Origin of the sequence: Hansschlegelia plantiphila (assembly GCF_027922265.1) — a bacterium.
GTDB lineage: Bacteria > Pseudomonadota > Alphaproteobacteria > Rhizobiales > Methylopilaceae > Methylopila > Methylopila plantiphila.
This window is the reverse complement of record NZ_BSFI01000022.1, coordinates 40828-54961: the sequence shown is the minus strand read 5'-3', so window position 1 is coordinate 54961 and position 14134 is coordinate 40828. Positions and strand designations below refer to the sequence as shown.

At 67.6% G+C, this 14134-nt stretch carries 14 protein-coding genes and 1 tRNA gene; 5 read left to right on the top strand and 10 right to left on the bottom strand.

The window, feature by feature from the left end; translation table 11 throughout:
• Positions 1-259 precede the first annotated feature (259 nt).
• The 4 genes from clpX to PKE75_RS15785 all read right to left on the bottom strand — a co-directional run bounded on the left by clpX (position 260) and on the right by PKE75_RS15785 (position 3994).
• Positions 260-1528, bottom strand: coding sequence for an ATP-dependent Clp protease ATP-binding subunit ClpX (gene clpX / locus PKE75_RS15800; RefSeq protein ID WP_271169705.1), 1269 nt, complete (start codon positions 1526-1528; stop codon positions 260-262).
• A gap of 213 nt (positions 1529-1741) precedes the next feature.
• A complete protein-coding gene (gene clpP / locus PKE75_RS15795; protein ID WP_271169704.1) occupies positions 1742-2380 on the bottom strand; it encodes an ATP-dependent Clp endopeptidase proteolytic subunit ClpP in 639 nt (212 codons plus the stop codon).
• A 55-nt stretch (positions 2381-2435) separates the two neighbouring features.
• Positions 2436-3806, bottom strand: coding sequence for a trigger factor (tig, locus tag PKE75_RS15790; protein ID WP_271169703.1), 1371 nt, complete (start codon positions 3804-3806; stop codon positions 2436-2438).
• A gap of 103 nt (positions 3807-3909) precedes the next feature.
• Positions 3910-3994 (bottom strand) — tRNA-Leu (locus PKE75_RS15785).
• Between the two features lie 169 nt (positions 3995-4163).
• Here PKE75_RS15785 and mazG point away from each other — a divergent pair.
• Positions 4164-4979 (top strand): nucleoside triphosphate pyrophosphohydrolase, encoded by an 816-nt coding sequence (gene mazG / locus PKE75_RS15780; protein WP_271169702.1) that lies wholly within the window; start codon positions 4164-4166, stop codon positions 4977-4979.
• A gap of 135 nt (positions 4980-5114) precedes the next feature.
• Positions 5115-5381, top strand: a complete 267-nt coding sequence (locus PKE75_RS15775; RefSeq protein ID WP_271169701.1) for a hypothetical protein — start codon at positions 5115-5117, stop codon at positions 5379-5381.
• Between the two features lie 66 nt (positions 5382-5447).
• Here the strand turns inward: PKE75_RS15775 and PKE75_RS15770 are convergent, their stop codons facing one another.
• Positions 5448-6386, bottom strand: a complete 939-nt coding sequence (locus PKE75_RS15770) for an alpha/beta hydrolase (protein WP_271169700.1) — start codon at positions 6384-6386, stop codon at positions 5448-5450.
• A 167-nt stretch (positions 6387-6553) separates the two neighbouring features.
• Here PKE75_RS15770 and parE point away from each other — a divergent pair, with 167 nt between their 5' ends.
• The 3 genes from parE (at position 6554) to PKE75_RS15755 (ending at position 10966) form a co-directional block, all read left to right on the top strand.
• Positions 6554-8593, top strand: a complete 2040-nt coding sequence (gene parE / locus PKE75_RS15765; protein ID WP_271169699.1) for a DNA topoisomerase IV subunit B — start codon at positions 6554-6556, stop codon at positions 8591-8593.
• A gap of 73 nt (positions 8594-8666) precedes the next feature.
• Positions 8667-9191 (top strand): hypothetical protein, encoded by a 525-nt coding sequence (locus PKE75_RS15760; RefSeq protein WP_271169698.1) that lies wholly within the window; start codon positions 8667-8669, stop codon positions 9189-9191.
• A 260-nt stretch (positions 9192-9451) separates the two neighbouring features.
• Positions 9452-10966 (top strand): DEAD/DEAH box helicase, encoded by a 1515-nt coding sequence (locus PKE75_RS15755; RefSeq protein WP_271169697.1) that lies wholly within the window; start codon positions 9452-9454, stop codon positions 10964-10966.
• Positions 10967-11262: 296 nt separating this feature from the next.
• On the opposite strand, the gene PKE75_RS15750 is transcribed toward PKE75_RS15755, so the two are convergent.
• The 5 genes from PKE75_RS15750 to PKE75_RS15730 all read right to left on the bottom strand — a co-directional run bounded on the left by PKE75_RS15750 (position 11263) and on the right by PKE75_RS15730 (position 14128).
• Positions 11263-12381, bottom strand: coding sequence for an alkene reductase (locus tag PKE75_RS15750; RefSeq protein WP_271169696.1), 1119 nt, complete (start codon positions 12379-12381; stop codon positions 11263-11265).
• A 137-nt stretch (positions 12382-12518) separates the two neighbouring features.
• Positions 12519-12872 (bottom strand): TfoX/Sxy family protein, encoded by a 354-nt coding sequence (locus PKE75_RS15745; RefSeq protein ID WP_271169695.1) that lies wholly within the window; start codon positions 12870-12872, stop codon positions 12519-12521.
• Positions 12872-13255, bottom strand: coding sequence for a HesB/IscA family protein (locus tag PKE75_RS15740; protein ID WP_271169694.1), 384 nt, complete (start codon positions 13253-13255; stop codon positions 12872-12874). The genes PKE75_RS15745 and PKE75_RS15740 overlap by 1 nt, the downstream gene beginning before the upstream one ends.
• 66 nt (positions 13256-13321) lie before the next feature.
• Positions 13322-13759, bottom strand: a complete 438-nt coding sequence (locus PKE75_RS15735; RefSeq protein ID WP_271169693.1) for a VOC family protein — start codon at positions 13757-13759, stop codon at positions 13322-13324.
• Between the two features lie 3 nt (positions 13760-13762).
• Positions 13763-14128 carry an SUF system Fe-S cluster assembly protein gene (locus PKE75_RS15730; protein WP_271169692.1) on the bottom strand — a complete coding sequence of 122 codons (366 nt, stop codon included), beginning with the start codon at positions 14126-14128 and terminating at the stop codon, positions 13763-13765.
• Positions 14129-14134 lie beyond the last annotated feature (6 nt).

Genomic DNA, 14134 nt, shown 5'->3' with positions numbered 1-14134 from the left:
GCCCGAGGGGGGTGCGCTCGCCGCGCCCCTTGGACTCACGGGGTGCGTCGGCGCGTCGCGCTGATTAGGTGGCCACCCGGCGGGGGGGTGTCAAGGACGCCGAAGCCCGCCCTTTTCGCGCCGCAGCAGACGCGGCGCCGGGGGATTGAAAATCCGGGGACTATCCGGGCGTCGTCGCGGCCCGAGAGAATGGGTCTTCCACAAACGAAGACGCCCGCGACTTGCGCCGCGGGCGTCCGAACCTTCAAGGAGCCTGACGTCAGGCGCTGGCGCCGCCGGCCTCGCTCGCGCGGTCGGCGTAGATGTAGAGCGGCCGACCCTTGCCGTCGGCGACGTCGCCAGAGATCACCACCTGCTCGACGCCCTCGAGACCGGGGAGGTCGAACATCGTGTCGAGCAGGATCTGCTCCATGATCGAGCGCAGGCCGCGGGCGCCGGTCTTGCGGTCGATCGCCTTCTTCGCGATCGCCGTCAGGGCCTCGTCGTTGAACGAGAGCTCGACGTTCTCCATCTCGAACAGCCGCTGATACTGCTTCACCAGCGCGTTCTTCGGCTCCGTCAGGATCGTCTTGAGCGCCGCCTCGTCGAGATCCTCGAGCGTCGCCAGAACCGGCAGACGTCCGACGAATTCGGGGATAAGGCCGAAGCGCAGCAGATCCTCGGGCTCGACGTGGCGGAAGATCTCGCCGGTCTTGCGATCGTCGGGACCCTTCACCTTGGCGCCGAAGCCGATGGACGTGCCCTGCCCCTTCGACGAGATGATCTTGTCGAGGCCTGCGAACGCGCCGCCGCAGATGAACAGGATGTTCGTCGTGTCGACCTGCAGGAACTCCTGCTGCGGATGCTTCCTGCCGCCCTGCGGCGGCACGGAGGCCACAGTGCCTTCCATGATCTTGAGCAGCGCCTGCTGGACGCCCTCGCCCGAAACGTCGCGGGTGATCGAGGGGTTGTCCGACTTGCGGCTGATCTTGTCGATCTCGTCGATGTAGACGATGCCGCGCTGCGCCCGCTCGACATTGTAGTCGGCGGCCTGCAGCAGCTTCAGGATGATGTTCTCGACGTCCTCGCCGACATAGCCGGCTTCGGTCAGAGTCGTGGCGTCCGCCATCGTGAACGGCACGTCGAGGATGCGGGCGAGCGTCTGCGCGAGCAGCGTCTTGCCGCAACCGGTCGGGCCGATCAGCAGGATGTTGGACTTCGCGAGTTCGACGTCGTTGTGCTTGGTCGCGTGGTTCAGCCGCTTGTAGTGGTTGTGGACCGCGACCGAGAGCACCTTCTTCGCGTGGTCCTGCCCGATGACGTAATCGTCGAGGACCTTGCGGATCTCCTTCGGAGTCGGGATGCCGTCACGCGACTTCACCAGCGAGGATTTGTTCTCCTCGCGAATGATGTCCATGCACAGCTCGACGCACTCGTCGCAGATAAAGACGGTGGGTCCGGCGATGAGCTTGCGCACCTCGTGCTGGCTTTTGCCGCAGAAGGAACAGTACAGGGTGTTTTTGGCGTCGCCGCCGCCGACCTTGCTCATCTCTAAAGTCCCTTTCGGGTCGAAGCCGCCGCAGAGACCTCGCGCCGCTTCATCATGACGTCATACGCCGACCGACCTTAACCAATCGGCGCCGTCACGTAAGGACAGGAAGCCCGCGACGCAACGCCGTGGCTCGATGATAGGCGATTGTGCGCGCGCAGCAACCGCCTGAGGCGGCTGCGCTTGTCGAACATCGGGGACGATGCGTTTTCGTCACGCCGCCTTCGGCTCGGACTCGCCGTCCGTCGGGCGACGCTCGAACACCTGGTCGATCAGCCCGAACTCTTTCGCGACGTCCGCGGTCATGAACGTGTCGCGGTCGAGCGTGCGGTCGATCTCCTCGTAGGAGCGGCCGCAATGCTTGACGTAGATCTCGTTCAGCCGGCGCTTGATTTTCACGATGTCCTCGGCGTGGCGCTCGATGTCGCTCGCCTGGCCCTGGAAGCCGCCGGAGGGCTGGTGGACCATGATGCGCGCGTTCGGCAGCGCGGCCCGCATGCCCTTTTCGCCCGCGGTCAGCAGCAGCGAGCCCATCGACGCCGCCTGCCCCATGCAGAGCGTGGCGACCGGCGGGCGGATGTACTGCATCGTGTCGTAGATCGCGAGGCCGGAGGTGACCACGCCGCCCGGCGAGTTGATGTAGAGCGAGATTTCCTTCTTCGGATTCTCGGCCTCGAGGAACAGCAGCTGGGCGCAGATCACCGCCGCCATGTCGTCGTGGACCGGGCCGGACAGGAAGATGATGCGCTCCTTCAGCAGCCGCGAGTAGATGTCGTAGGAGCGTTCGCCGCGATTGGTCTGCTCGACCACCATCGGGATGAGGAAGTTCGTCGCCTGGGCGTAGATGTCCATTGTGGTCTTCCCTCCTCGTAGGCGAGGGCGGCGCCGTGGCGCCGCCCGCCGAATCTCATTCCTTCGACGACTTGTCCGCGTCCTCGTCGTCGGACGCAAGCAGCTCGTCCTTCGACACCGAGCGTTCGGTGACCGTCGCGCCGGCGAGGATCTGGTCGACGACCTTGTCCTCGAAAATCGGCGCGCGGAGCTCGGCGATCGCTTCCTGATTCTTGCGGTAGTAGTCCCAGACCTGCTGTTCCTGACCGGGGAACTGGCGGGCGCGGGCGATGAGAGCGTCGCGGACCTCGTCCTCGGTGATCTTCACATCGTGTTTCTCGCCGAGCTCCGCAAGGACGAGGCCGAGACGCACGCGACGCTCGGCGATCTTGCGGTAGTCCGCCTTAGCCGCGTCCTCGGTGGTGCCTTCCTGCTCGAACGTCTTGCCGGACTGCGCGAGGTCGACGGTGACCTGGCGCCAGACGTTCTCGAACTCCTGCTCGACCAGCGTCGGCGGCAGATCGAAAGCGTATTGCGCGTCGAGGGCGTCGAGCACCTGGCGCTTCACGCGCTGGCGCGAGACCCGGTCGAACTCGGCCGCGATCTGCGAGCGCGCCGCGTCCTTGAGGGCCGCGAGGTCGGCCATGCCGAGGCTCTTGGCGAGTTCGTCGTCGATCTTGGCCTCGGCTGCGGCCTCGACGGCCTTCACGGTGACGTCGAACTTCGCCGCCTTGCCCGCGAGATGCGACGCGCTGTAGCCCTCGGGGAAGCTGACCGACACGACCTTGCTGTCGCCCGCCTTGGCGCCGACGAGTTGTCCCTCGAAACCGGGGATGAAGGTGTCGGAGCCGAGCTCCAGCGGCTGATCCTCGCCGGCGCCGCCCTCGAAGGGTTCGCCGTCGATCTTGCCCACGAAGTCGATGATCACGCGGTCGCCGTTCGCGGCGGCCTCGCCCTCCGCCTTCGGCGCAAAGCTGCGGTTGGACTTGGCCACCCGCTCGACCGCATCGTCGACCTCGGCGTCGGTGACCTCGGCCGTCAGCTTCTCGACCTTGAGCTCCGACAGCTCCTTCAGCTCGACTTTCGGCAGCACCTCGATCGCAACCGTCATCGCGAGATCGTGCTTGCCGGCGATCACGCCCTCGACGCTCTCCTCGTCCTCGGCGAGGCTGACCTTCGGCTGCATCGCGAGCTTGAGACCGTTGTCGTCGATGATCTTGCGGTTGGCGTCGGCGACCACCTGCTCGACCACTTCCGCCATCACGGAGCGGCCGTAGAGCTTGCGGAGATGCGCGAGCGGCACCTTGCCCTTGCGGAAGCCGTTGATGTTGACGCGGTCCTTGAGGGTGTTGAGCCGCTCAATCAGTCGCGTGTCGAGATCGGCTGCGGGGACGACGATCTTGAACTCGCGCTTGAGGCCTTCGTCGAGCGTCTGCGTCACCTGCATGGCGTCGTTCTCTTTTGTTCGAATCTCTGCCGGACGCCGCGCCTTCGAGGCGCGCGCCCGCGCTGAAAGATAAACGGGTGGCGGCGGGCTTGTCGGTCCGGTTTGGTGCGGGCGGAGGGGCTCGAACCCCCACGGCTTGCGCCACGGGAACCTAAATCCCGCGTGTCTACCAGTTCCACCACGCCCGCGCCGGGCGCATGCGCCCCTCGGCGGTTGAGGCCTCCGAACGCGCGGCGTCTATAACATGGCGGCCGCTTGGCGCAGCAAAAAAGTGAGGGAGCCGCGCGAACGGCGGATCGGGGTCTTGACCCCTGGGCCGCAGCGGCGCCACCTCGGCGCATCCAGCCGGAGCTCCTCATGACGCCGTCCAGGGACATTGCCGGTCTCATCGAGATCATGGCCGCGCTTCGAACGCCGGGCACCGGCTGCCCGTGGGACCTCGAACAGACCTTTGCGACCATCGCGCCCTATACGGTCGAAGAGGCCTACGAGGTTGCGGACGCGATCGCCCGCGGCGACGTCTCCGAACTCCGCGACGAGTTGGGCGACTTGCTGCTGCAGGTCGTGTCCCATGCGCGCATGGCCGAGGAACAGGGCTCGTTCTCCTTCCCCGACGTGGTCGAGGCGATCACCGCCAAGCTCATCCGCCGCCATCCGCACGTCTTCGGCGACGCGCGCGATCTCTCGGCCGACGAGGTGAAGCGCCTCTGGGCGACGGTCAAAGCCGGAGAGAAGACCGCCCGTGGCGAGACCGCCGACGGCCCCGGAAGTCTGCTCGACGGGGTGGCGGTCGCCCTGCCCGGCCTCACGCGCGCGACCAAGCTGCAGGAGAAGGCCGCAGCCGTCGGTTTCGACTGGGACGATGTCGCGCTCGTCGTCGGCAAGGTCCGCGAGGAGGCCGACGAGGTCGCCGAGGCCGTGGCCTCCGGGGACACGGACGCGATCGAGGACGAGATCGGCGACCTTCTGTGCGCGGTCGCGAACCTCGCCCGTCACGCCGGCGTCGATCCGGAAGCGGCGATCCGCCGCTCAAACGCCAAGTTCGAGCGCCGCTTCCGTTCGATCGAGCGGGCCCTTGCGGCGGAGGGCAGAACCCCCGCCGACAGCGACCTCACCGAGATGGACGGGCTGTGGAACGAGGCGAAGGCGGCCGAGCGCAGAGCCGCTGAATGAATCGCGGTGCGGCGTAGGAGCGAGGCCCAGGCGCTCGCAGTAGTGCATCAGAAGCCGCCCCGGCCAGCCGTCTCCTTGCCGCCGCGAGCCATCCCTGATTACGTCCGCCACGTTCATCGTGATCGGATTTGCCAAGTGGCTCTCAAGGACTGGAAGCGGCATCCCGGCGGGGGCCTCGCGATCAATCCGATCGTCGGCTACGAAACCGCCGCCATGACCGACGGCATGGCCGGAATGCTCAGGATCGAGTTCGCGCTCGACCCGACGATGCGGACCAGCGACGCGGTCCAGCTGGTGGCGACGGCCAGGCAGCTCGAAGACCTTATTCTGGTGTTGCGGGACCTCGCCGATAATCTCGCGGTCGCTGTCGCGACCGACAAGCCGACCGGGAAACCGAGCTAGCAGGCCCTCAGCGGCCCGGCCTTTTCGAAGCTCTCCGTTTCGACTTCGAAGACGCCGGCGCTCCGCTCAGGCCGCCTTGCCCATGTGCTCGCCCTCGCCCAGCCGCGCCCGCAGAAACTGAGAGATGCGGTCGATCGCCGTCTTCGCTTCCGGGATCAGGCGCGCGAAGACCTGCCAGACATGCGGCATCTGGGTCCAGACCTCGAGTTCGGCGGAAACCCCTGCGGCCTCCAGCGCGCGCTGGAGGCGCACCGCGTCGTCGAGCAGGATCTCGTCGCTGCCGCACTGGATGAGGCAGGGAGGCAGCCCCGCGAGGTCGCCGAACAATGGCGAGAGCAGCGGATTTGCGGGATCGAGGCCCGGCGCATAGGCGCTGACGACGGACGGGAAGCCGGCGGCGTGGAGCAACGGGTCGAGCGCGGCGTTGGTGAGCAGGCTCTCTCCGCTCCCGGTCATGTCGACAAAGGGCGACATGCCGACCGCGGCTGCCGGCATCGGCGCGCCCTCCGCCTTGAGCTTCAGAAGCAAGGCGAACGTCAGATTGCCGCCGGCGGAATCGCCGACGACGGCGATCCGCGCAGGCGGCACGCCGTGATCGAGCAGCGCGCGATAGACCGCGGCGGCGTCGTCGAGAGCCGCCGGAAACGGGTGCTCAGGCGCCAGCCGGTAGTCCGGCACTACGACCCGGGCCGCTGCTCCGCGAGCGAGCCGGCCCGCGATGCCGCGATGCGTCCTCGGCGAACCGGAGACGAAGCCGCCGCCATGGAGATAGAGGATACGCCGGTCGGTCGAGGTCGCAACGGGAGCGCTCCACTCGGCCGCGACGCCCGAGATCACGGTCTTTCTGACGGTTACGCCCTTGGGTCGATCCGGCGCGAATCGCGCCACGCGTTCCATCGACGCTCGGATACGATCGATATCCGGGGTCGCGTGCATGCGGGTCTTGATCGCGTGCCGCATGAAGAAGCGAAGCAGATGCGCGCGACCGCTGACGTGTGACGTCATCGAAACTCGTCCTTGCAGCCCGCCCGCCTCTTATGCATCCAAACGCAGATTGGCGGCAATTCGAGGGCCTCGGGTCTTAAACGCCGCCTGTGGCGGCGCGATCCCTTCGCTTATGCAAGAATGACGTCCGTCGCATGTCGGCCGCGAATCATACGATCAGGCGAAGAATGGCTAAGTCGAACGACCTTTTCGCAGGCGCGGCGCCGGAGAGTCCCAGGCGATCCCCGGCCGCCAGAAGCCCTCGCATCCCGCCCGCCTCCCCTCCGGAGCCCGAGGCGGGGTACACCGCGGCGGACATCGAGGTTCTCGAAGGCCTGGAGCCGGTGCGGCGCAGGCCGGGCATGTATATCGGCGGCACCGACGAGAAGGCGCTGCACCACCTGTTCGCCGAGGTGATCGACAACGCGATGGACGAGGCGGTCGCCGGCCACGCCAGCTTCATCGCGGTCGACGTCATGGCCGACGGCTCGGTCGCGGTCACCGACAACGGCCGCGGCGTGCCGATCGACCCGCACCCGAAATTTCCGCAGAAGTCCGCCCTCGAAGTCATCATGACGACGCTGCATTCCGGCGGAAAATTTGACAGCAAGGTCTACGAGACGTCAGGCGGCCTGCACGGCGTCGGCGTCTCCGTGGTGAACGCGCTGTCGGAAAAGCTCGACGTCGAGGTCGCGCGGAACCAGAAGCTCTATCGCCAGTCGTTTTCGCGCGGCGTTCCGCTGGGGCCGCTCGAAGAGGTCGGCCCCGTCCACAACAGACGCGGCACGCGGGTGCGCTTCCTGCCCGACGGCCAGATCTTCGGCGCGGACGCGCGGCTGCAGCCGGCGCGGCTGTTCCGGATGGCGCGCTCGAAGGCCTACCTGTTCTCCGGCGTCGAGATCCGCTGGACCTGCGCGCCCGAGCTGCTCGCAAATCTCGAGGACGTGCCGGAGCGCGCCACGCTGCACTTCGCGGGCGGTCTGAAGGAATATCTCGCCGCGAGCCTCGCAGGCCGCGAGCTGACGGCCGAGATCTTCGCGGGATCGCACAAAAAGCCTGGCGGCCACGGCTCGGTCGAATGGGCGATCGCCTGGGCCGACGACGGCGAGGACGGCTTCAGTCGCTCCTACTGCAACACCATTCCGACGCCCGAGGGCGGCACCCATGAACAGGGTCTGCGCATCGCGCTGCTGCGCGGGCTGAAATCCTACGCCGAGCGCGTCAGCAACAAGCGCGCGGCGATCCTGACCGGCGACGACGTGATGGCGGGCGCCGCCGCCATGCTCTCGGCCTTCATCCGCGAACCCGAGTTCCAGGGCCAGACCAAGGAGCGGCTCGCGACGCAGGAGGCCTCGCGCATCGTCGAGGCGGCGGTGAAGGACGCCTTCGACCACTGGCTCGCCGCCTCCCCCCAGCAGGCGAACCGGCTGCTCGAGACCATCATCCTGCGCGGCGAAGACCGGCTCCGCCGTCGCCAGGAGAAGGACGTCCAGCGCAAGTCCGCGACGCGCAAGCTCCGGTTGCCGGGCAAGCTCGCCGACTGCAGCCAGGCCGGCTCCAAGGGCTCGGAGCTCTTCATCGTCGAGGGCGATTCGGCCGGCGGCTCGGCGAAACAGGCCCGCGACCGCGCCACCCAGGCCGTGCTGCCGCTCCGCGGCAAGATCCTGAACGTCGCGAGCGCCGGCGCCGACAAGCTCGCCCAGAACCAGCAGCTCTCCGACCTGCTGCTCGCGCTCGGCTGCGGCGCCCGCGGCCGCTACGTCGAATCCGACCTGCGCTACGACCGCGTGATCGTGATGACCGACGCCGACGTCGACGGCGCCCACATCGCCTCGCTGCTGATGACCTATTTCTACCGCGAGCTGCCGGAGATCATCCGCAACGGCCATTTGTTCCTGGCCGTGCCGCCGCTCTACCGGCTGAGCCACGGCGGCGACACGGTCTACGCCCGCGACGACGCCCACAAGGACGAGCTGCTCGCCAAGCGCTTCAAGGGCAAGAAGGTCGAGATCGGCCGCTTCAAGGGCCTTGGCGAGATGATGCCGGCGCAGCTGCGCGACACCACGATGGCGCCGGCCCGCCGCACGCTTCTCCGGGTCGCGATTCCGGAAGGCGATGCGGAATCGACCCGCGACGCTGTCGACCGGCTGATGGGCGTAAAGCCGGAAGCTCGCTTCCGCTTCATCCAGGAGCGCGCGCCGTTCGCAGGCGACCTCATCGACGTGTGAGGCGGGCAGCCCGTGCCTTTGCGCAGGGCGGCCCTATATCCGGGTGATGCGCACAAGAGCACCAGAGCCGATCATGCGACGCCGCTCGGGACTGATCCTGTCGTTCCTCCTTACAGCAGCCGCCGCGCCCGCCTTCGCGCAGGCGCCGCCGGTGACGACGCCCCCCGACAAGATCGATCCGGGCCCGGTCCGGCCCGAGACTCCCGCGCCGCCGGAAGGCGGCTCCCAGGCGAAGGAGGCGACGCCTTCAGCCGACACGCTCGACGTGCCCGCCAGGGTGTTCGCGGTCCGGGTCGCCGGGCCGTGGCAGGCCGACGGCAAGAAAGGGTTCTCGCGGGTCGTCGGCGTGACGCAGGACGGCGCTCAGCACTTCTACGTCCAGTGGCTGGGTGAGCCGGACGGCCAGGTGGTCGCGACCAAGGAAGTGGTCGACGACGAAGCCGCCAAGGTCACGTTCGGCGACGTCCGCACCGAGCCGGGCGACGAGGGGGTGACGGTGTTCCTTGACACCGTTCCCGACAAGGACGGCATGCGCGACACCTGGGTGATGGTGATCGGAGAGCCGGGCGACGTGCGTTTCGGGCCCGCCACGAACTGAACCGCCGAAGAAATTCGCGGCGTTCCGCGGTTCGCATTGCGCAAACCAGCGGCGGATCTTCACCGCAGCCGCCGCGTCCATGACGCCGCAGGTTGGGTGACGATGAGGCGTTCGCGGGGCCCGGCGATTGACAAACCGCGCCGAAAGCCTCATTTCCCAACGTAAATTATGGACGCCGCGGTATGACACGCGCGGGATCCAGGCGACGGACGCGGAGCCTCGCGTCGCGCCATCTAGCTGTCGGCCGTTTCAAGGACGTCATGACCTTTTCAGAACTCGGACTGAGCGCGAAGGTGCTCGCCGCCGTCGAATCCTCCGGCTACACGGAGCCCACGCCGATTCAGGCGGCTGCGATCCCGCATGTGCTCGCCGGCCGCGACGTGCTCGGCATCGCCCAGACGGGAACCGGCAAGACCGCATCGTTCACGCTGCCGATGCTCACGCGCCTGGAACAGGGCCGCGCCCGCGCCCGCATGCCCCGCACGCTGATCCTCGAGCCGACGCGCGAACTCGCCGCGCAGGTCGAGGAAAGCTTCGGCAAATACGGGCAGAATCACAAGCTTTCGATGGCGTTGCTGATCGGCGGCGTGTCATTCGGCGATCAGGACGCCAAGCTCACCCGCGGCGTCGATGTGCTGATCGCGACTCCGGGCCGGCTGCTCGATCATTTCGAGCGCGGCCGCCTGCTGCTCACCGGCATCGAGATCCTCGTCATCGACGAGGCCGACCGCATGCTCGACATGGGCTTCATCCCGGACATCGAGCGCATCTGCAAGCTGATCCCGCCGTCGCGGCAGACGCTGTTCTTCTCCGCGACGATGCCGCCCGAGATCCAGCGCCTGACCCAGCAGTTCCTGCGCAACCCGGAGCGGATCGAGGTGGCTCGCCCCTCGACGACGGCGGCTCTGGTCAAACAGCTGCTGATCTCCGTCAGCGACGATCCCGCCGAGAAACGCGACGCGCTGTGGCGCGCGGTCGACGGCGCCGAGAACTTCAAGAACGCGATCGTATTCTGCAACCGCAAGCGCGACATCGGCGTGGTGCACAAGTCGCTTGAGAAGCACGGCTTCAAGGTCGCGGCGCTGCATGGCGATCTCGATCAGCGCGCCCGCATGGCGGCGCTCGACAGCTTCAAGACGGGCGAGGTGGCGCTGCTGGTCGCGAGCGACGTCGCAGCCCGCGGCCTCGACATTCCGGACGTCAGCCACGTCATCAATTACGATATCCCGATCCACGCCGAGGATTACGTCCATCGCATCGGCCGGACCGGCCGCGCCGGACGCAGCGGAGTCGCGATCAGCCTCGTCACGCCGGCCGACGCGAAAAACCTCGCGGCGATCGAAAGCCTGACCAAGACCTCGATCACCTGGCAGGGCGCGGCGCTCGATCCCGAGGCGGCCTCCGAAGCCCGCCCGCGCGGTGGTCGCTCCCGCGGCGGAGCCTCCCGCGGCGCCGAAGGCGGCGCGGCGCCCGCTCGCGGACCCCGTCGCGGCGGGGCCGATCGCGCCGCTCCGCGCGCCTCCAAGCCAGTCCCCGTCCCTGTCGAGGTCGAAGCCGTGGCGGTGGAGGACGTCCCCGCTCCCGTCCGTACGCCGAAGACTCCGCGTCGTCCCGCGCGGGTCGCTGCAGAGAAGGAGCCCGTTGCTCCCGCCAAGGTCGAAAGCCGCCGTCCGGCCGAACGTCGTCCCGTTCCACAGGGCGCCGAGGAGCGTGTGCTCGGGCTCGGCGACCATGTTCCGGCTTTTCTTCTGCGATCGACGCGCAACAGCGCCTGAACTTCCGTCTCCGCTCCACTTAACCGATCGGCGTCGCCAAATGGCGACGCAGCGACAGCGCCCAGACCATCCTCGACCGGGCGGACCGCTGCATGTACGCCGCAAAGCGCGACGGCCGAAACCTGGTCGTCACCGAAGACGATCCCCGCGCGACGCAGATCTCACGCCGACGCCGAGCCGCGCGCTCAGGCGACCTTCGCGCGAAGGTCGCCTGAGCGGGATCACTCCGGGATCATGGCCGGGCAAGTCGCTGTCGCCCGCGCCGAGATTACTAGGGCCAGCGCTGGTTCGAGCCCTCAGGCCACCTTCGAAGCAGCGGTCTCCGCAAGAGACGGATAGTCGGTATAGCCCTGCTCGTCCCCGCCATAGAAGGTCGCCTTGTCGCCTTCGGCCAGCGGCGCATCCGTACGGATGCGTTCGACAAGGTCGGGGTTGGCGATAAAGGGACGACCGAACGCGACGAGATCGACCTCGCCCGAGGCGATGCGCTCGGCGGCGAGCGCCGAGTTGTAATTGTTGTTGCCGATATAGGCGCCCTTGAAGGCCCGGCGCAGAACCGAAAGATCGAAGCCGCCTTCCGGCGCGCGGTTCCCCTGGGTTTCGCCCTCGATCACATGGATATAGGCCACGCCCAGCTTTGAAAGCTGCTCCACGGCGTAGGTGAAGAGCGGCTCAGGGTTCGAATCCGAGATGTCGTTGAACGGGCTCAGCGGCGACAGGCGCACCCCGACCCGATCCGCGCCGATCGCCTTGGCTGCGGCCTCGGTCGCTTCGATCAGGAAGCGTGCGCGGTTCTCGATGGAGCCGCCATAACGGTCCGTGCGCTTGTTCGTCTTGTCGCGCAGAAACTGGTCGAGCAGGTAGCCGTTGGCCGCATGCACCTCGACGCCGTCGAAGCCCGCCGCGATCGCGTTCGAGGCCGCCTTGCCGTACTGGGCGGCGATCCCGGGAATCTCGTCGGTCTCAAGCGCGCGCGGCGTCACGTGCGGCTTGAAGCCGGTCTCGGTGAAGGCCTGGCCCTCCGGCTTGATCGCCGACGGCGCGACGGGCAGGACGCCGCCTGGCTGAAGGTCAGGATGCGAGATGCGGCCGACGTGCCAAAGCTGCAGGACGATGCGTCCGCCCTTGGCGTGGACGGCGTCGGTCACGAGCCTCCAGCCCTTGATCTGTTCGTCCGAATAGACGCCGGGCGTCCAGGCGTAGCCCTGACCCTCAGGCATGATCTGCGTCGCTTCCGCGATGATCAAACCGGCGCTGGCGCGCTGGGCGTAATAGTCGGCGTTCATCTGCCGCGGCGCGAGGGTCTTGTGGTCGGCGCGCGAGCGGGTCAGCGGCGCCATGACGATGCGGTTGGGAAGCGTGAGGGATCCAAGCGTGAACGGCTTGAACAGGACGTCGACATTGGTCTGGGACATGGGAAAGCGGCTCCGCACTATGAACGCCGGCGTCGGCCGGCCATCGTCTGACTAAGACATAGGGTCGGCCATGCTGCGCCGCACCCCTCATGGGCTTGTTCGACGCGCACGAGGCGACTTGCAGCGGCGCGAACGCGTCAGGTCTTTTTCGACTGCTTGCGCGGGGCCTGCTGCTTGCGCGACAGCGCCACGGCGAGCGCCCTCCTCGCCCACACCGCGAACTCTTCTGGATCGTCGAGCAGGCGATCAGGCGCGCGCCAATACGAAGCGATCGTCCGCTGTCCTCTGGCTGTGTCATAACTGAACGGGCCGCAGCCTTCCGCCTGGAAGGCGGCCTGGGTCGACGCGTCGGTCTTGAGATAGAGGACGTCCCGAACCTCGAGCGCGAACATGACATCCCGCGCGTAGACGCCGGTCCCGCCGAACATCGGCCGGCAGCGGACCGGGCCGAAAGCTTCGAACAGCTCCCCCGCCCGTTCGACGTCCAGCATCAGGCGGCGGGGACGTAGGTCTCCGGCCGCGCCGGCGTGATCGCGACCGACTCGCCGCAACCGCAGGCCGAAGTCTGGTTCGGGTTGTTGAACACGAAGCGCTGCGTCAGCTTCTCGGTGACGAAATCCATTTCGGTCCCGAGCAGATAGAGGATCGCCTTGGGGTCAATTAGCACCGTGGCGCCCTTGTCGACCACGACCTCGTCGAGAGGCTGGGGCTCGGCCGCGTAATCAAGCGTGTATTCCATGCCGGCGCAGCCGCCAGTCTTCACGCCGATGCGCAGGCCAGTGAGCGGCGTGTCGGAGCGTTCAACGATCGAGCGCACGCGCGCGGCGGCGCGTTCGGTGAGGGTCATCACTGCGGGACGCGGACGGGACGCCATGGCGGCCTGAACTCCTTTTTCGACCTGACATAGATAAGCCGAGGCGCGGCGAAAATCGAGCCGCCTTCAATAACTCGCCCAAAGCCCCGGCGAGGCGATCTCCACGAGGTTGCGGTCGGGGTCGCGGAAATAGAGGCTGACGCCGCCGCGCGGCCAGTCGACCCGGCCCTCGAGCGCGACGCCATGGTCTTCCAGACGCCGCAGCCATCTCGGAATGTCGTCCGCCGACGTCGCGAAGGCGAAATGCAGGGACCCCGTCCCGTCATGGCCGGGTATCACGCCGCCGCCGGGCTGATGCTTGGCCTCCGCCGACGATCCCCGCCTGAACAGCAGGAACACGCTGCGGCGGCCGGCGTCGTAGGCCACCATGGTCTGGTCGGCGAAAAGATGCGGGAAGCCGAAGAGAGCGTCGTAAAACGCGGAGGCGCAATCGAGGTCGTCGACATAGACCGCCGTCTCGACCACGCCGTCGATCGACGGCCTCGCCTCCGCCAGCGGCTCCACGCCTCACCACATGTCGAGCGCGACGCGGGCCTCGTCCGACATGCGGCTCTGATCCCACGGCGGGTCGAACACCATGTTGACGTCGACCTTGCCGACGCCCGGCACGGCCCCGACGGCGTTCTCGACCCAGCCCGGCATTTCGCCGGCGACCGGGCAACCGGGCGCGGTCAGCGTCATGTCGATCACGATGTCGCGGCTGTCAGCGATGTCGATCCGGTAGACGAGACCGAGCTCGTAGATGTCGACCGGGATTTCGGGATCGTAGACCGTCTTCAGCGCGCCCACGATCTCGTCCGTCAGGCGCGCAAGCTCGTCCGCGGGAATCGCGGAGGTCTCTTCCGGCTTGGAGGCCGTCGCAGCGTCGCTCATGGTCGA